This is a genomic window from Candidatus Litorirhabdus singularis (assembly GCF_026262625.1).
GTDB lineage: Bacteria > Pseudomonadota > Gammaproteobacteria > Pseudomonadales > Halieaceae > Litorirhabdus > Litorirhabdus singularis.
Map to the genome: position 1 here is coordinate 15128 of NZ_SHNN01000003.1, position 17848 is coordinate 32975.

At 55.0% G+C, this 17848-nt stretch carries 15 protein-coding genes; 7 read left to right on the plus strand and 8 right to left on the minus strand.

What is annotated here, in order from left to right; genetic code table 11:
* Positions 1 to 2: 2 nt before the first annotated feature.
* Entirely contained in the window at positions 3 to 1676 is a 1674-nt protein-coding gene (locus EYC98_RS14550) for an acyl-CoA dehydrogenase family protein (protein ID WP_279246101.1), read from the minus strand.
* Positions 1677 to 1887: 211 nt separating this feature from the next.
* On the opposite strand from EYC98_RS14550, the gene EYC98_RS14555 reads away from it, so the two are divergent.
* From EYC98_RS14555 to EYC98_RS14570, 4 genes are all read left to right on the plus strand, one after another.
* Positions 1888 to 3546, plus strand: coding sequence for an ATP translocase (locus EYC98_RS14555; protein WP_279246102.1), 1659 nt, complete (start codon positions 1888 to 1890; stop codon positions 3544 to 3546).
* A 107-nt stretch (positions 3547 to 3653) separates the two neighbouring features.
* Positions 3654 to 4646 (plus strand): tRNA dihydrouridine(20/20a) synthase DusA, encoded by a 993-nt coding sequence (gene dusA, locus EYC98_RS14560; RefSeq protein WP_279246103.1) that lies wholly within the window; start codon positions 3654 to 3656, stop codon positions 4644 to 4646.
* Entirely contained in the window at positions 4643 to 5611 is a 969-nt protein-coding gene (tal, locus tag EYC98_RS14565; protein ID WP_279246104.1) for a transaldolase, read from the plus strand. Before dusA ends, tal begins: the two co-directional genes overlap by 4 nt.
* The gene (locus EYC98_RS14570; RefSeq protein ID WP_279246105.1) at positions 5595 to 6047 is read left to right on the plus strand and encodes a tellurite resistance TerB family protein; all 453 of its coding nucleotides are present in this window, start codon (positions 5595 to 5597) and stop codon (positions 6045 to 6047) included. The genes tal and EYC98_RS14570 overlap by 17 nt, the downstream gene beginning before the upstream one ends.
* 19 nt (positions 6048 to 6066) lie before the next feature.
* Here EYC98_RS14570 and EYC98_RS14575 read toward each other — a convergent pair whose 3' ends face one another.
* From EYC98_RS14575 to hrpA, 7 genes are all read right to left on the minus strand, one after another.
* Positions 6067 to 6546, minus strand: coding sequence for an anti-anti-sigma factor (locus EYC98_RS14575; protein WP_279246106.1), 480 nt, complete (start codon positions 6544 to 6546; stop codon positions 6067 to 6069).
* A 3-nt stretch (positions 6547 to 6549) separates the two neighbouring features.
* Positions 6550 to 7731 carry a PP2C family protein-serine/threonine phosphatase gene (locus EYC98_RS14580; RefSeq protein ID WP_279246107.1) on the minus strand — a complete coding sequence of 394 codons (1182 nt, stop codon included), beginning with the start codon at positions 7729 to 7731 and terminating at the stop codon, positions 6550 to 6552.
* A gap of 101 nt (positions 7732 to 7832) precedes the next feature.
* The gene (locus tag EYC98_RS14585; RefSeq protein WP_279246108.1) at positions 7833 to 8567 is read right to left on the minus strand and encodes an MlaA family lipoprotein; all 735 of its coding nucleotides are present in this window, start codon (positions 8565 to 8567) and stop codon (positions 7833 to 7835) included.
* Positions 8568 to 8630: 63 nt separating this feature from the next.
* On the minus strand, positions 8631 to 9437 hold the full coding sequence (locus EYC98_RS14590; RefSeq protein WP_279246109.1) for an HvfC family RiPP maturation protein: 807 nt from the start codon (positions 9435 to 9437) through the stop codon (positions 8631 to 8633).
* Entirely contained in the window at positions 9430 to 10287 is an 858-nt protein-coding gene (locus tag EYC98_RS14595; protein ID WP_279246110.1) for an HvfB family MNIO-type RiPP peptide maturase, read from the minus strand. Before EYC98_RS14595 ends, EYC98_RS14590 begins: the two co-directional genes overlap by 8 nt.
* Before the next feature lie 51 nt (positions 10288 to 10338).
* Positions 10339 to 10722, minus strand: coding sequence for an HvfA family oxazolone/thioamide-modified RiPP metallophore (locus tag EYC98_RS14600; protein ID WP_279246111.1), 384 nt, complete (start codon positions 10720 to 10722; stop codon positions 10339 to 10341).
* Positions 10723 to 10923: 201 nt separating this feature from the next.
* A complete protein-coding gene (gene hrpA, locus EYC98_RS14605; protein WP_279246112.1) occupies positions 10924 to 14661 on the minus strand; it encodes an ATP-dependent RNA helicase HrpA in 3738 nt (1245 codons plus the stop codon).
* A gap of 77 nt (positions 14662 to 14738) precedes the next feature.
* Here hrpA and EYC98_RS14610 point away from each other — a divergent pair, with 77 nt between their 5' ends.
* The 3 genes from EYC98_RS14610 to EYC98_RS14620 all read left to right on the plus strand — a co-directional run bounded on the left by EYC98_RS14610 (position 14739) and on the right by EYC98_RS14620 (position 17842).
* Positions 14739 to 15215: a MaoC/PaaZ C-terminal domain-containing protein gene (locus tag EYC98_RS14610; RefSeq protein WP_279246113.1), complete on the plus strand. Its 477-nt coding sequence runs from the start codon at positions 14739 to 14741 to the stop codon at positions 15213 to 15215.
* An 82-nt stretch (positions 15216 to 15297) separates the two neighbouring features.
* Positions 15298 to 16125, plus strand: coding sequence for an SDR family NAD(P)-dependent oxidoreductase (locus tag EYC98_RS14615; RefSeq protein ID WP_279246114.1), 828 nt, complete (start codon positions 15298 to 15300; stop codon positions 16123 to 16125).
* Between the two features lie 181 nt (positions 16126 to 16306).
* The gene (locus EYC98_RS14620) at positions 16307 to 17842 is read left to right on the plus strand and encodes a phospholipase D family protein (RefSeq protein ID WP_279246115.1); all 1536 of its coding nucleotides are present in this window, start codon (positions 16307 to 16309) and stop codon (positions 17840 to 17842) included.
* Positions 17843 to 17848 lie beyond the last annotated feature (6 nt).

Below are 17848 nucleotides of genomic sequence, written 5' to 3' on the forward strand. Positions count from 1 at the left end.
AATTAGTCCTGTCCTGCGCTGGCGACCAGGTCGCGAGCGACCACTTTTAGCGCCAGTGTTTCTTCGGCGCCCTCAAAGATAGACAGCACCCGCGCATCGACAAAATAGCGACTTACCGCGGACTCTTCCGCATAGCCCATGCCGCCGTGAATTTGCATGGCCTCCCGCGTCACCCACTCGGCTGCACGACAGGTATAGAGCTTGACCAGGCTGGCTTCCATTTTACCGCCGCCCGCATCCAACTGGCGCGCCACGCTGTAGCTGAACTGTCTTGAGGCCGTCAGCTTCATTAGCATGCGGGCCAACTTGACTCGGGTCAGTTGATATTCGCCCACCGCGGCGCCAAACACTTTGCGCTGAGCGGCATAGTCCAGCGCCCGCTCCAGAGCTGCCTGCATTACGCCAGTAGCACGTGCCGCAGTTTGAATGCGGCCGCCGGCGAAACCGGCCATGGCATGGTAAAACCCTTTACCTTCGCCTTCGGCACCACCGACCAGATGCGTATCGGGCACAAAGAAATCCTCAAAGAAGACGTCGTAGGAATGCATACCCCGGTAACCCAGAGTGGCAATGGCGCGACCAGTGACACGCCCGCCCGACTCTTGATGATGATCAAACTCATGGCCAGCGACGGGCGGCTTCTCTACCAGAAATAAACTTAGACCCCGGTGCCCGGGCTGATCATTGCTGCGTGCCAGCGTCACCAACACGTCGGCCTTGCCGGCAAAGGTACACCAGGTCTTGCTGCCATTGAGCAACCAACCACCGTCTACGGCGCTGGCCCGCAATACTACAGACGCCACATCGGAACCGTAATCTGGCTCTGTAACGGCAATTGCTGCCAGCACCTCGGCACTTGCCAGGCGCGGCAGCCAGGATTGCTGCTGCGCTTCGGTGCCGCCAGCTAATAACGCCCGGGCGGCAATTTCCGGCCGCGTAATCAGACTGCCTGCAGCGCCCAGGGAGCCGCGAGATAACTCTTCAGTCACCACAATCATGCCCAGACAATCAGCCCGCTCATCCGGCATCAAACCGCCAAAACGCTCGGGAATACAAGTACCAAAACAGCCCAGCTCCGCTGCGGCGTCAATCAGTGACTGTGGGATATCCAGGTCTTCTCGGTGCACTTGCTCGGCTACCGGCATCACCTGATCGTCGGTGAAGCGCGTAAAAGTCGAGCGCACCATTTCTTTCTCAGCATCCAGCTGAGTAGGCAAGCGCAGGCCGGGCAGCGCCAACGCCTGCTCGCCAATGGCAGCCAGGCGCACCGGCTCCAACCACTCATCCAGCAAAGCGGTACAGACTGGCGCAGCTATAAATTCCATGATCGCAGCGCGCGTCAGGCCGGGTGCACCGGCGTGAGCCAGCAAGCGCTGCTGAATACTAAATACAGAATCGGCAACACTGGCCACGGCAACATCAGCGGCCAAAGCCGATTCGGCAGCCTCGGCCTGCGCATAGTCGAGCATGACCCGCGCGGCCTGCAGTTCGGCAGCGCAGAACGCCAGGTCGTAACACAGCAGCTGATGTTCATCCAACAGTACGGCCTGCACACGACCGTCTCTGCTGCACAGCAGGTGCAGTTGTTGCAACGAGCCATTTACCAGCTCTGCGGCCAAATCAAGACAGGGAAGACATTGTTCCAAATCGGCGTGTCTGGCGTTCGTATTGGTCAAACTAATATCACCTTTGCAGCTAACAATATTCAGTGTTTTTTAACGCTATCGGTACGGCACTCGCGTCTCTAATTCTGAGCTTCCTGACAGCAGGCGACTACTATCCGCATTGGCCGCCACTCTGACAAGTTGAATTTCGAGGCAGCACTCGTTTTAACCGCATAATCCGCTACACTGCTTGGACAGTATATGTTTCGGAGCCGTCGTATACATGCAAAGCTTCAGCGCCAGCGAGCGTATTCTATCGCTGTTCACTACCCTGCGCCCTGGAGAGGGTCGCAGCGCATTGCTACTGGGCGCGCAGTCGTTTGTGATTATGTTTTCCTATTACCTGCTCAAGGTCATTCGCGACCCGCTGATACTCGCCGAAGGTAATCCCGAGCTAAAGGCCTATACGAATGCCATGCAGGCTGTGATTCTGATGCTGGTGGTGCCCGTTTTTGCCAAGATCTATCAACACCAGGCCGCTAATCAACCCCAGCACCTGCTGGTACAGCGGATACTACTGTTCTTCATCGGTAACATGGTTCTGTTCGGATTGGCGTATAACGCTGGCTGGCGTATCGCTATAGCCTATTACGTCTGGCTCGGCATCTTCTCGGTTATGGCGGTAGCGTTGTTCTGGTCGTTTGCCGCAGACCTTTACAACGTCAAGTCCGGGCAACGGTTGTTTCCGGTGATCGCCGCGGCCGCATCGGCCGGCGCTTATCTGGGCGCAAGTTTTGCTGGCATGTGGGACCCCATGGTCGGCCACGGCGGCACCATCTACACCGCCGCCGTGCTGCTAATGCTGCCCTGCTGGCTCAGCAGTCTGGTAGCACCGACAGTGCCGGCAGGTTCCGGTAGTAGTTTTGCTGGCAGCGCCCAGAGCGGCGAAGAAAAGGAAGACGAGCACACCTCTTTGGCCGAGGGTTTCCTGGTGGTGTTGCGCAGCCGCTACCTGATACTGATTGCGGTTTTTGTGATTATCATGAACCTGATTAACACCAATGGTGAGTTCATTTTATCGGCCTTTGTGTCACAGGCCGCCGATGCCAGCTTTGGGCTGCCGGCACAGGCCGCCGAGCGCGATGCCTTTATCACACGCTTTTACTCCAGCTACTTCGCCTGGTTCAACCTGCTCGGCTTCTTTGTTCAACTGTTTCTGGTGGCGCGAATATTTGACAAAGTCGGCTTACGAGGGGCCATTTTGATACTGCCAGCGCTAATGATATTGAGCTATTCTGCGATGCTGATTTTTCCGCTGCTGGCGGTTGTGCGCGTCTCCATGATCGCCGAGAACAGCCTGAGTTACTCCTTGCAGAACACCACGCGTCACGCTCTCTTTCTACCGCTCAGTCGCAAGGAAAAATACGTAGGCAAGCAAAGCATAGACACCTTTTTCTTCCGCTTCGGTGATCTACTTTCCGCGGGAGCCGTGTTTATAGGCAGCAGTTTACTGGGCCTGCAACTGAGCGGTTTCGTGATTGCCAATATCGGCTTGGCAGCGGGCCTGTTTTGGATATCCTGGGTTATCGGCAAGCAGAACCAGGGCGTAGTGGAGGCCCTGATTATCAACGCTCCCCCAATACTGGCAGTACCCATCCCCGACCAACACATAGCCGCCGGTGAGCCCTACGATCTGACCTTACCCGCTGGCACCTTTCTAGACCCCGATGAAGGTGATGCTCTGAAGTTCCAGGCCTACGGTCAAGCCCGCGGCCAGCTGCCCTCGTGGGTACGCTTTGACACAATGCGCGGCCACTTTCGTCTGGCCCCCCCGGCGGGCAGTAGTGGCGCATTAATATTGATGGTGGTAGCGACAGATTTTGACGGCCTTGAGGCCGAGGCGGAGTTCACGCTGTACTATGGTGATATGTCGGAAGCGTAGGCGCTCCACCGACAATTGGTCTCAATTCCTGTATATTCCACTGCTCACACAGCACCACGGTTGTGACTGACTCAGACCACTGACTAAAAACTACGATTCGACTTACCATGGAACAACCCAACCGCCGTTTCAGCGTCGCACCCATGATGGATTGGAGCGACCGCCATTGTCGTTACTTCTGGCGCCTGCTCAGCAAGCAGGCCCTGTTGTACACCGAGATGGTGACCACCGGCGCCCTCATTCACGGCGACCGTGAACGGTTTTTGCGCTACAACCCTGAAGAACATCCCTTAGCACTGCAGTTAGGCGGCAGTAACACTGCCGATTTGGCGCAGTGTGCTGTGTGGGCTGAGGAATGGGGTTATGACGAGGTCAACCTGAACTGTGGCTGTCCCTCTGACCGGGTTCAGTCTGGCATGTTCGGCGCCTGCTTAATGGCGCAGCCACAGCTGGTCGCTGACTGCGTAAAAGCCATGCAAGACGCCTGTTCCATTCCGGTCACGGTAAAACACCGCATTGGTATTGATGATATGGAGTCGTGGCAAGAAATGGCCGACTTTGTCGATACCATCGCCACCACCGGCTGCAACACCTTTATCGTGCATGCTCGCAAAGCCTGGTTGCAGGGCTTAAGCCCAAAACAGAACCGGGAAGTTCCGCCACTGGAATACGAGTGGGTCTATCGCCTCAAGCGCGAGCGCCCGGACCTGGAGATCATTATCAATGGCGGCATCAATTCACTAGCAGCAGCGCAGCAGCATCTGGAGCAGGTGGACGGCGTTATGTTGGGACGTGAGGCCTACCAGAATCCTTATCTGCTAGCGGAAGTTGACCAGCAGCTACTGGGTCACACCTCAGCTGTGGCCAGCCGCGAGCAGATTCTGCTACAGTTGATGCCCTATGTCGCGCAGCAACTGGCGCAGGGCACCGCGCTAAACCATATCAGCCGCCACCTGTTGGGGCTATTTCAGGGAGTGCCCGGTGCACGCAAGTTCAGGCGCCATATCAGCGAAAACGCCTGGCGCGAAGGCGCCGGTATCGAAGTGCTGGAAACCGCACTGGGACTGGTACTGCAAGAAACGGAGAGATTGGCATCGTGAGCAATAAACTCGAACAACTACGCAGCATGACCACAGTGGTCGCCGATACCGGTGATATCACTGCTATCAAACGCTTTACCCCGCAAGATGCCACCACCAATCCATCGCTATTGCTGAAGGCTGCGCAGTTGCCTCACTACGCCGGGCTGGTCAGCGCTGCGTGTAAGGAAGCTGGCATCAGCCGCAGCGCGTCCAGCGAGCAGCTGGCAGCCTGTTGCGACCGACTGGCAGTCAGTATTGGTAGCGAAATCATCGCGACCATTCCGGGGCGGGTGTCCACTGAAGTGGACGCACGACTGTCGTTTGACACCCAGGCCAGTAGCGAACGCGCGCGGCATCTGATTGGCATGTATGAAGCAGCCGGCATTGATCGCAGCCGCATTCTGATTAAGTTGGCTTCCACCTGGGAGGGCATCCGCGCCGCCGAGCAGTTGGAACGCGACGGTATTAACTGCAACCTGACGTTGCTGTTCGGGTTTGAGCAGGCAGCGGCCTGTGCCGACGCGGGGGTCTATCTGATTTCCCCGTTTGTCGGGCGAATTCTCGACTGGTACAAAGCTAACACCGATCTGAACATGCAGTCCCCAGCCGATGACCCCGGCGTGCAATCGGTTAAGAGAATCTTCAACTACTACAAGCAGCATGATTATAAAACCGTGGTTATGGGCGCCAGCTTTCGCAACACCGGCGAGATCGAAGAGCTGGCGGGCTGTGATCGCCTCACTATCAGCCCGGGCCTGCTGGAAGAACTGGCGGCCGACGAAGGCGACCTACCACGCAAGTTGGACGCGGCACACGCAAGCAGCGAAGACTCGCGCAGCGCGCCTTCTGAAGCTGAATTTCGCTATGCCCTGAATCTTGACCCTATGGCAACGGAAAAACTGGCCGAAGGCATTAGAAACTTCGTCGCCGATCAAGAGAAACTGGAAACCTTACTGCTGGCCTTCGATGATAAAGTCGCTTAAATCACTGTTTCAAAAGCCCGAGCAGAGTGCCGGGCCAGAGCTGCAACATAGCCTTCATTTAGCTGCTGCTGCCTTGCTGATCGAAATGACGCGTGCCGACTTTGAGATTGCCAAAGCGGAGCAGGATGCGCTGGTTAAGGTCCTCTGCAACACGCTGGAGCTGGAGCATGCCGAAGTTCTGGAGTTAATTGAGCTGGGCTCCGTCGCTGCCGATCGGGCCACGTCATTGTACGAGTTTACGCGGCTGATCAATGATCATTACAGCCCGGATCAGAAGCGCGAGCTGGTGCGCAGTATGTGGCAGGTGGCGTATGCCGACAATGACTTGGACAAATACGAAGAGAGACTGATACGTCAGGTCTCTGACCTTATCCATGTCTCGCATGCGGCCTTTATTAAACTCAAACTGGAAGTGACCGGGCAAAAACCGGGCTGAGCGCTTCTCAACCGTTACTTCAAGACTCCTGCAGCACCACCATCAGGTCTTCAAAGCGCTGGCGGTTTTCTTCACTCAGGTCCATCAGCGCACGATGCGCCTCGATAACCTTGGCCTTAACCGCCGCCTCGTCGCCCGCTACCGTGGGTACTTCAGCAATATGGTCAGGCTCGTCGCAGGTTTCGTGGCGAATATCGAACAACTTGCCGAATGCCATGCTCTGCAACAAGCGGTTAATACCCGCATCGCAGGAGTAAATAACTGGTTTGAAGCTATACTGCTCGCGGGCGCGCAACGCCAGCCGTGCCAGCAGCCCCAGCGTGGTACTATCGATACCCTCCGCTGAACACAAGTCCACGACCACACTGTCAAAATCTGGCGCTGAAAACATGCGTTCCAGATAGTCATCAATGGTTGAGCACAGGCTGACCCGAACATCTCCTACCATTTTCAGGGCGTAGGCTCCCTCATGTTCTGCGGCAAGTATGCGGCCATTCATCGCTTACGCACCCTTGCCAATAAATAACGCGGCTATATCGTCGGGCGCAGCGCTGACCTTGTCCAAACCGAGTTGCACCACCAGCTGCTCGGGAGACTCCTGAGTACCGGCAAACGCCTCGAGAAAATAGGCCTCTTTTTCTATCAGGTTATCCGGCGGCAGAATCTCCAGAATGCCGTCGGTGAACAGGGCCAACATAAACTGATCCGGCAGATCCACCTGATACTCTTCAAAACTCACGTCTTCCATAATACCTACCGCGCTGCCCTCGCCCTCCAGATAGCGCGCGCCGCCCTGTGACACCAGCACCGGCAGCGGCAGATGTCCTGCCACGCTGTAGCGCATGTTCGCCGTCTCCAGATCAATAACTCCCACCACCATGGTGGCAAACTTGCCAATCGCCAGCTCCAGCAGGTCATGATTAGCCTGTTTCAGCATAGCGACAGGCTCAATGACGGTCTGGTCTTCCCGGTGAATATAATCGGAGCGTTTACGGGCAAACAGATTCTTGAGTAATACGGTAACAAAGGCCGAGGATGAGCCGTGACCGGACACGTCGGCAATCACGAAGGTCGCGTAACGATCACCGACCAGAAAATAATCAATAAAATCGCCGCTCAGGTAAAGCGACGGTATGACGCTATGGCTGCAGACATAATCGCCGATACGCGAGGGCGATTCTGGCAACATACGCAGCTGCACGTGCCGACCGGCCTGCTGGTCCTGTTCAAGCACCTGCACAGTGCCGCGTAGCTCGGCGTTGGCCTTTTCCAGCTGCCGTCCATAAACAGAGTTTTCACGGCGCAGAGCGCGCTGCTGCATGCACCGCTGGACACTTAAATACAGCGCCTCCCAATCATCGATGGGCAGTGCAAAGAAATCGCTGAAACCCAGCCGCAATGCCCTCATCACCTGATTGGCATCGTCCCGTCTCGAGGTCATGATGGCAGTAATGTCGAGTTCGCGTTCGCTCAGCACTTCCATCACGGCTTCCCAGGAAATACCAGGCATATCAATATTAACCAACACCAGGTCAACGTCGTCGTCTATGTCGGTGCCGATGGAGGGATCTACTTCAAAGACGATTTCGACATAGAAACCCCTGGCAGCCAGACGATCAGCAATCTCGTCAGCTGCAGCTTTATCGTGTTCCAGAATGAGGACATGGCCTCTACGATCGGTCATTCAGGCGCTCTAACACCACTAGTGCCGGAACCCTACTCCCATAGACAAGGGCCTGCAAGCAAGCGAAGCTCCAAGTGCGAACGATTTCACAAACTCGGCACTCACTCTTCATCCCAATCGAATTCATCGCCAAATTCGTCCTCGAAGTCAGAGAACGTATCCTGCACCACGCCATCGTTAACAAAGGCTTCGCGAGTCTGCAGATAGATGTCGCGGATAAAGATATAACGGTCACCACTGATCAATTGCTCGGCATCAGTCAATGCCGCTCTGTTGTCGATCACCTCCAACGAAAAAAGTCCGGCGCGGACACCAAAACTGTCAATACTCCATTGCACGGAAGCGACGGTATCCACCATAAAGCCGGTGCCGCTGCGCACGGTTCTGGGACCGAAGAATGGCACCATAATATAAGGGCCGGAGTCCATGCCCCACAGGGCAAGGGTATGGCCAAAATCTGTACGATACGGGGCAATACCCATTTCCGAGGCCACGTCGACCAAACCAAACATGCCCACGGTAGAATTGATCACAAAACGACCGCCGTCGCGCCCGGCTTCTGGGAAACGGCCTTGCACAATGGCATTTAGCGTGCCGTTAAAATCATAAAGATTGGAGAAAAAGTTACGCACACCGCGTTCTGCAAAATTAGGCGTAATAGCGCGGTAGCCCAATGACAGTGGTGCAATGATATTGCGGTCCAGCGCATCATTGAAGGCGAATACCTTGCGATTAAAGGCCTCATAGGGATCGCCAGGGGCTGTCTCTGCGGCAGTGGCGCACGCGGACGTCGCCAGGACCAGGCTAAGAGAAATGAGGCGCAACACAAATTTCATACGCAAACCAAACCTACAGATGGCGTGATTTTAGCTAGCACAGGCACCGTGAGCAACCGTCTTTCAGTGAGAAATGCAATCCAGCAGAATATCCTGCTGCAAAAACTGGTTAAGCATGTTCTCGCCAAACTCAATAATTGACCTTACGGAGTCGGCATTCATTTCCTCTGCCAGCTGCTTTAACAAGTCCCGTGCGGTCAATTCGCCATCATTATCCCTGATCAGCTCCAGCAACCGTGCAGTGGCAGCGTTAGTCTCCATAAACTGCACAGCGTCGTCACGATTCCGGTACACCACCAAATAAGTGGGTTGCGGCGGCGGTGCGTCGGGCTCACAGCCAGGCCCGATGGTATGCACCGGATATTGATAAACCAGCGACCACGCTAATGGCGACAGTACCGGCACCCCATCCAGCGGTGACTCAGGTGCGGCCGCCGTGGAGACGGCCGCCGTGGAGACGGCCGCCGTGGACTCGGCCGCCGTGGACTCGGGCAGCTCCTCGTCGGCAATATCCAAGGCTAACTCTACCCATTCATAGTGCACCAGTTCCACTAAAAACGGCGGATCGGCCGGACTCGGCTCGTAGTGGTGCATCACAAACTGAACAAATTCCTGACTGACCTCCAGAGCGTAAGGCGACTGACAGCGATAGTCTCTGATAAATACCCGGACCAGCCGGTGCCAGTCTTCATCGCGGTACAGGCTCCGGGTCACCGGAAAGCCACCTTTAATAAAGGCTTCAATGTTGTTGTAGACAAGGTCGTTATAAATCTTGATGCGACGACTCTCAATACCTGCCGGCGGCTTGTTCGCCGCAGGGTCGCGCAAATGCTCGGTCAACTCTCGCTGCTGCTCGGCAAGATCAGGCATAGCGGGTATTCGTCCTGGCTGCCGCAGCCTGCTGACAGCCTCGTATTCGGTCTATTTCCAGCAGTAACTCCTGCATCGGCGGCAGGTTGAAATCGCGTTCCAGCAGGGTCGGCAGCGCGCCGCACAGGGCGTAGGCCTCATCCAGCAGTTCCCACACCGGGTCGATGACATCGGTACCGTGGGTGTCCACCTTGAGATCTTCCGCCTCGTCATAATGACCTGCTATATGGATATAGCGGGCGCGTTCCAAGGGTAACTGGCGCAAAAACTCACTGGCATCATAGCCATGATTGATGCTGTTAACGTAGACATTGTTAACGTCTAACAACAGATCACAGTCGGCCTCAGCCAACACTGCATTAATAAACTCGGCCTCACTCATGGCCTGGTGGGGAGCTGCGTAATAGGACGCGTTCTCCAATGCTATACGTTGACCTACAATATCTTGTACCTGCCGTACCCGCTCCGCTACATGGTGCACAGCCTCTTCGGTGAACGGAATCGGTAGCAGGTCATAGAGATGGCCGTCATCGCCACAATAGGTCAGATGCTCGCTGTACACAGGGCAGTCGTATTGACCCATGAACCCGGCAACTGCCGTTACCAGATCCACATCCAGCGGTGCAGTGCCGCCAATGTTCAACGACACCCCATGCAGCGCTATCGGGTAGCGCTCTGCCAACTGTTGGAATTGCCGGGCGAGCCTGCCGCCCAGACCTATCCAGTTCTCCGGCGCCACTTCCATAAAGTCGATGCGGCCCGGAGAGGTATCCAACAGCGGGCCCAAAAGGGCCCGCCGTAGTCCGAGTCCAGCTCCCTGGAACCCGGTTTTTTGATCAGTCCCGCTCACAACAAACCCGTCTATTAAACCGGTTATTGCAAAACGTAACTGTTAAGGACATTACTCGCCGCCACAATTGTGCTCAGCGCCAGCTTTCTTGTCGCCGCCACAATTGTTTTCACCGGCAGCTTTCTTGTCACCACCACACTTGTGTTCACCGGCAGCTTTCATGTCGCCGCCACAGGCTTGTTCACCGGCAGCTTTCTTGTCGTCGCCACACTTGTGTTCACCGGCAGCTTTCATGTTACCGCCGCACTTGGCTTCGCCACAGGCGCTTTCGCCTTTAGCTTTCTCTCCGTGGTGGCCGTAGTTAACGAGATCATAGCCTCCGCTCAGCTGGTTAGCCGCGAATGGGTTAACGTCGGCCGAAGCCAGGGGAGCAACCGCGGTTGCCATGAATGCAGCACCTAGTGCTACTGCGAGAGGTTTTCTTGAATAGGCCATATTGACTCCTGAATTGTTAGTTCTAACGACTAATGTTGCGCAGAGCGGTAACACTTAAACTCAACGTGCTAACTATGACCGGCTATCAAACCACAAGTTTCGTGATTTTCGACAAAGTTTTGCTAATTAACGAAGAAATGCTGCTTTACCTGCAGTGAAAACCAAAACGGGTCACATTTGAGCGCATAGCAGACCTATAAGTTAGCGAGGATTAGCAGCATCCCAGTCCAGCGCAAGTTGCCACTGCTGCTGCAGTCGTTTGGCGGAAACGGGGACACTGGTGCCCAGAGATTGCGCAAACAGCGACACTCGAAACTCCTCCAACATCCAGCGATACTGATTCAAGGGCGGGCTAATCAGTAGAGCCTGCGGATCATCTTGCAGCCGCGTCTGCAGTTGCTTAAGCCCAGGCGCCAGCATGGCCAGTTGCTGCTCATCTTTGAGCGGGCTGCTGGAATAACGTTGCAAGCGCTGCAAAATAGACTTGCAGTAACGCGGGTAGTGGCGCAGCCACTGTAGCGGCGTATCGCGCAGAAACCCGGGACAGAATAAACCGTCAACCTGCTCTATTATATCGTCGCGCAGAGTCTTCGGAATAGCAGCGGCCGGCCACAATCTGCGCGCCTCGGTCAACGGCTCCAACGCATTAAGCAACAACGACTCACACTCGTTGGCTGCGGTCACCAACTGCCCGCGTCCGGATTCGAGTGCTGCGGTGAATGCTGCTTGTTCTCGCGGGAGCTCAGCGGCACCGAAAATGGCGTGAGCAATAGCCGCGTCAATAAGGTCTTCAAGCAGTTGCTCGCGGGTCATGCCGGCTCCGGCAATCACCAGACTGGCGGCATTACCTTTGAGCATCTGGCGCTTAATATAGCGCACCGGTTCACTGCACTGCAGGCGCGCCAGGCGAATCAAACCGAGGCGATGGGTGATCTGTGCCTGCAGCCGATAATCGAGCAACTGCACCGCAACGCTATCGCCCTCATCCACCAGTGCGGGCCAGGATTCGATGTCCACTCCCGCCTGACGAGAGCGCCAGCGCTCCGGCAAATCACCAATCGACCAGCGCGTGAGTCCGCTGGTAGCCGGGCTATCGACTGCTGCCACCTGCAAGCCTTGCTGAGTCAAGGGGCGGAACTGTTCAATCAGCTGCATCAGGTCACGCCCCTGCTGCAGCAACTCGCCGCCTTCATCGACGACGCGAATATTCATCCGATAGTAATCTTCCAGCGGCTGAGCCTGCCACTGCTCAGCCGCAACCTTAACACCGGACATAGCTCGTAATCGTGCCGCCAAAACCTCGCTCAGCGGCCGATCAAGCGGCGGCATATCTGCCAGAGCACGGTCAACGTGATCAGGCACGGGTACCAATTGCTTACGCACCAGCTTGGGCAGACCCTTTACCATCTGGATACACTTCTCTCGCAGCAGCCCCGGCACCAACCAGTCAAACACATGTCGTGGCACTCGGTTCAGCAGCCCCACGGGTACTGTTACCGACACTCCATCAGCCGCATGACCTGGTTCGAAGTGATAGCTGAGCGACAAACGCAGGTCTTGCCACTCAAAATGATCCGGAAACAGGTTACCGGTGTCTTCCTGCTCTGCGCGCAGACTCAGCTGCGCACGCGTCATACGCATTTCCTGATCGGCGCCAGTGGTGCGCTTCAACCAGGACTTTAGCCGACTTAGCGTTGTTATCTCCGCCGGCAATCGCTGTTGATAGAAATCTTCCTGTACCTGCGGATCGACCACAATGTCGCGACGACGCAGTCGCGACTCAAGTTCCTCCAGCTCCCTAACCTGCTGCTGGTTATGGCGTAAAAAAGCCGGTGGCTGACGACAACGCCCCGCTACCAATGCCTCACGTATCAGAATCTCGCGCGACTCTACTGGCTGAATTGGCCCATAGTGCACGCGCACTTTGTCCTGTACCACCAACCCAAATAAACTGCTGCGCTGATAAGCCATCACTCGACCCTGGCGTGGCTGCCAATGGGGCTCGTAGTAATGATGTTTAAGCAGATGCGGCGCAATCGCCACACTCCAGAGCGGGTCCACCTCTGCCACGGTACGCGCGTAAACACGACTGGTCTCCACAACTTCCGCCGCCACTATCCACTTGGGCTTGCGCTTGAACTGCGAGGAACCGGGAAATATCTGGAATTTACGGTTACGGCTGCCCAGATATTCCTGGCCCTCGCTCCAGTTACCCATATTGGTCAGCAGACCGGCCAGCAATGCCTGATGCACGCCGTTGTAGTCGGCGGGTTCCTTGTTAGTGCGCAGACCCAGTTGCCGGCAGGCAACGGTCAGCTGAAAGTGAATATCGCGCCATTCGCGCATGCGGGTAAAACCCAGAAACTCCTTTTTGCACATCTTGCGCAACTGGTTCTGGCTCAACTCTTGCCGCCGCTCTTCAAAGTAATCCCAGAGCGCAACCCAGGCAAGAAAGTCGGAGCGCTCATCTAAAAAGCGCCGGTGCTGTTGATCAGCAGCCTGCTGGTGGTCTGACGGCCGCACGCGGGGGTCCTGCACGCTGAGTCCGCTGGTGATAATAAGTACTTCACGCAGACAGCCAGCTGCGCCTGCTGCCAGCAGCATTTTGGCCAGCCGCGGGTCCACTGGTAGATCCGACATCTGGCGGCCAGGCTGCAGTAGCTTGCCGCGCAAATCTACGGCACCCAGTTCTTCCAATAACTTGTAGCCGTCTCGCACCAGACGTCGATCTGGCGCATTGATAAACGGAAAGTGCTCTACCTCGCCTAAGCGCAGTCGCAGCATTTGCAGCACCACCGAAGCCAGATTGGTGCGCTGAATCTCGGGCTCAGTGAACTCGGGACGACTATCAAAGTCCTGTTCGCTGTATAGGCGCAGGCAGACGCCTGCGGCGATCCGACCGCAACGGCCCTGGCGCTGATTGGCACTGGCGCGAGAAATAGCCTCTACCGGCAAACGCTGTACCTGACTCTGATAGCTATAGCGACTAATGCGGGCATAGCCAGGGTCAATCACAAAGCGGATACCCGGCACGGTCAATGAGGTCTCTGCCACGTTGGTCGCCAGCACAATGCGCAATCCGCGCCCGGAGGGTTCAAATACCCGCTGCTGCTCCGCCGTAGATAAGCGTGAATACAGCGGTAATACCTGCAAATCGTTGTGTTGAACGCCGCGCAGCATCTTCGACAGTTCACGGATCTCACGTTCGCCGCTGAGAAACACCAGCATATCGCCGGGCGTACCGTATTCGCGGGCCAGAATCCGCTCGACGGCGTCGACTATCCGCGAGTTGAGATCGAAATCGTCCTCCCCCGGCTCGAGATAGTGGGTTTGTACCGGGTGATTACGTCCCGAGACTTCTATGACCGGCGCATCGCCAAAATGCTTCGAGAAACTATCAACGTCGATGGTTGCCGAGGTGATAATCAACTTAAGATCGGGACGCCGCGGCAACAGACGTTTCAGATAACCGAGCATGAAGTCGATATTGAGACTGCGCTCATGCGCCTCGTCGATAATAATCGTGTCGTATCGCTTTAGTTCGCGGTCGCGCTGAATTTCCGCCAGCAAAATACCGTCGGTCATCAGTTTGATCTGGGTCTGCTCGCCGACCTGCTCATTAAAGCGGACCTGGTAACCCACCAGCTCGCCCAATTGGGTGCCGGTCTCTGCAGCTATTCGCTGCGCTACCGTACGCGCCGCTAGTCGACGTGGCTGGGTGTGCCCGATCAGTCCATTAACACCCCGCCCTACCTGCAGGCATATTTTAGGTAACTGAGTGGTCTTACCGGAGCCGGTCTCGCCCGCCAGAATAACCACCTGATGCGCGGCAATAGCGGCGGCTATTTCATCGCGCCGCTCGACCACGGGGAGCTCAGCCGGAAAATTCAGCTGTGTTAGATCAAAAACTGGAGTGCTTTCACCCGCAGTGGTTTCCATTTGCTGTGCCCATTACTCCGCTTAGCGACATGAATAGATTACAATGCCGCAAAACTTAAAACGGGAGAGTATAAACCATGAGCCAACTCAGTAACTTCAGCTACGACGAAATAACTATCGGGCAAACCGCCAGCTATAGCAAACAGATCGGCGAAGAAGATATCCAACTGTTTGCCGCCGTGTCCGGAGACGTGAATCCAGTGCATCTGGATGCCGAATTTGCCGCTACCACCCAGTTTGGCGAGCGAATCGCCCATGGCGCCCTGACTGGAGCCATCGTGTCTGCGGCGATAGCCTTGGAATTACCAGGTCCGGGCACCATTTACCTGAGCCAGAGCCTGCGCTTTCGTCTGCCGGTGAAGATCGGAGATACCATTACCATCCAACTGGAAGTGACGGAAAAGCGCGATGACAAGAAGTTTGTCACATTGCAGTGCACAGCTGTTAACCAGACTGGCAAGACCGTTGCCAGTGGCGTGGCTGAGGTCATGGCTCCCAGCGAGAAGATGACGCTGGCACGGCCTCCGTTGCCGCAGGTTAAAATCGTCTCGTAATGGTGGGCTTATTGTCCGAATGAATTCGGACCCATAGATTGTGGCAGGATCGCGTTATTACAAACAGTATGAGACATTATTCATGAACACTCTGGAAGGGAAAGTTGTCGCGCTTACCGGCGCTGCTTCGGGCATTGGACGCTGTCTGGCCATTGAACTCGCCGAAAAAGGCAGCCATCTTGCCATCGCTGATGTCGATGAACAGGGTCTACAGCAAACACTGGAGCTGCTGCCGAAGGAGGCAAAGGCCAGTTTACATATCGTAGACGTCTCCAACCGTGAGCGCGTTTATAGTTGGGCAGATGAAGTGGTAAAAGAGCATGGGCACGTAGACTGCATTATTAACAATGCGGGTGTTGCATCCTCAATGACCATCGAGGATATAAGCTATGAAGATTTTGAATGGGTCTTTGATATCGTATTCTACGGCGTGCTTTATGGTACCAAGGCTTTCTTACCCTATTTAAAGCAGCGGCCTGACGCCCATATCGTGAACATATCAAGCGTCAACGGCTTCTTCCCCTTCCCCACGAATGGGCCCTACAATTGTGCCAAGCACGCTGTAAAAGCACTGAACCAGACCCTACTTCAGGAACTGCGTCATACGTCTGTCAATGTAACCTCTGTTCACCCTGGCGGCATAAAAACCAATATTGTTCGTAACTCGAGGTTTGCAGAGGGCACTGAATCTGGAGAAGCAGCGCAGAAAAAAATCGAAGGGTTTGATCGAATGGCTGGTACAACACCTGAAAAAGCCGCCAGTATTATTATCAAAGGTATGCTCAAAAACCGTAAGCGACAGCTCGTCGGTGTTGATGCGGTGATTATCGATCTTCTGGTTCGCTTAATGCCGCAGGGGTTTTCTGACTTGGTCGGTTTGCGTCATGATCGGGCCGTTGCCGAAAACTAGGCAAAAACTGTAGGACAGCATTCATTCTGCCGTTTTGATCGCACGCGCCAGTCTTGCAGCTTTGGGGACCTCGGGCGTCTTTATAAAAATGATCAAGCATGCAATAGAGGCTCGGGCTCAGATTGGTCTATTAGGGCTTTTACACCTACACTTTAAGAACAACACTATAAAGGTGAGTGCGGTGCTTAAACTAATTCAAATACTCGCGTTGGCAGCTTTGGCAGCTGGCTGCTCCACGGTCGACTTTGATTACCCTAAACCCGAATCAAGTGCACTGTCTGAAACTCAGGATACCTATTTGGCAAAACACTTTCGAGGTGCCGGAGATTCCTACCCGGAGGATTACGCGGGATTTCAGACTCTGAGCGACGGCATTGAAGCATTATCTGTTCGCCTCGCGCTGGCAGATCTCGCTGAGAAATCCATAGATGCTCAGTACTACCTGTTGAAAAAGGACGTTACAGGCAAGGCATTTGTCTTATCGCTACTGCGGGCGGCCGACCGGGGAGTGCGTGTTCGTTTGCTGCTGGACGATATGTTCACTGGCGGCTATGACGCCGGACTGGCGGGTCTAGACTCACACCCCAATATAGAAATTAGAATATTCAACCCGTTTGCTAGTAGGTCTGCCCGTTTCTGGGATGGCATTACTGGTTTTAGCCGTATCAATCGGCGCATGCACAATAAGTCTTTTACTATCGATAATCAGGTAACACTTATTGGTGGGCGAAATATAGCTGATGAATATTTCGGGGCCCGAAAAGACGCAAAATTCGGAGATCTTGACGTACTCGGGATCGGCCCGGTGGTGCAGGATGTTTCCAGTATGTTTGACACCTACTGGAAGCACGAGCGCTCTGCCGCGATCAATGCGTTTGCCAAAATGCCGGAAGATCCCGCTATCGAGCTTGAGAGACTACGTAAGGCGTTTACGCAGGCTGAAAAGGAAATTATGACAACCCGGTACGCTGCTGCTGTCACCGAAAGTATCATCACTTCTGCCCAAGGCGAATTGGGCATGTTTACCTGGGCGCCATATCAGCTGGCTGTAGATTCACCAGACAAGAGTATCAGCAGCAAATCCGCTACCGCGGCGTCAATTACAACACCACTGCTCGAGTCCATATTGGCGGCAAAAAAGGAGGTTCTTATTATTTCACCCTACTTCGTACCCGGGAAATCAGGTGTGGAAGCTTTAGTTAAACTACAAGAAAGCGGCATTGCCGTAACGATCATCACCAACTCTCTGGCCGCAAATAATCAAATCATGGTGCATGGCGGCTATGCGCCATCGCGAAAACCGCTTCTTCAGGCGGGCATTAAAATCTATGAAGTTCGCGCAGATGCGACTATTGCCGGTTCAGAAATTGTAGCGGCGGACGATGCCAAAACCACTCTGCACACTAAAGCCTTTGCTGTCGATCGAAAAGAGGCGTTCATCGGATCATTCAACTTTGACCCGCGCTCAGCAAACATTAACACCGAGCTCGGGGTCATCATTCGTTCTGAGAAGATTGCGACAGAGATTGCCGTCTTAATAGAAGAAAAAGCGCCGGCTGGAGCTTTCGAGGTGTTCCTCAACGACGACAATAAACTGCGCTGGCGCGGCCTGGACAATGGGGTAGACGTTGTTCTGGACAAAGAGCCACAGAGCACTCAGTGGCAACGCTTTCAGGCTGGCTTCTATCGGATTTTGCCCATAGACAGCCAACTGTAGGGCATT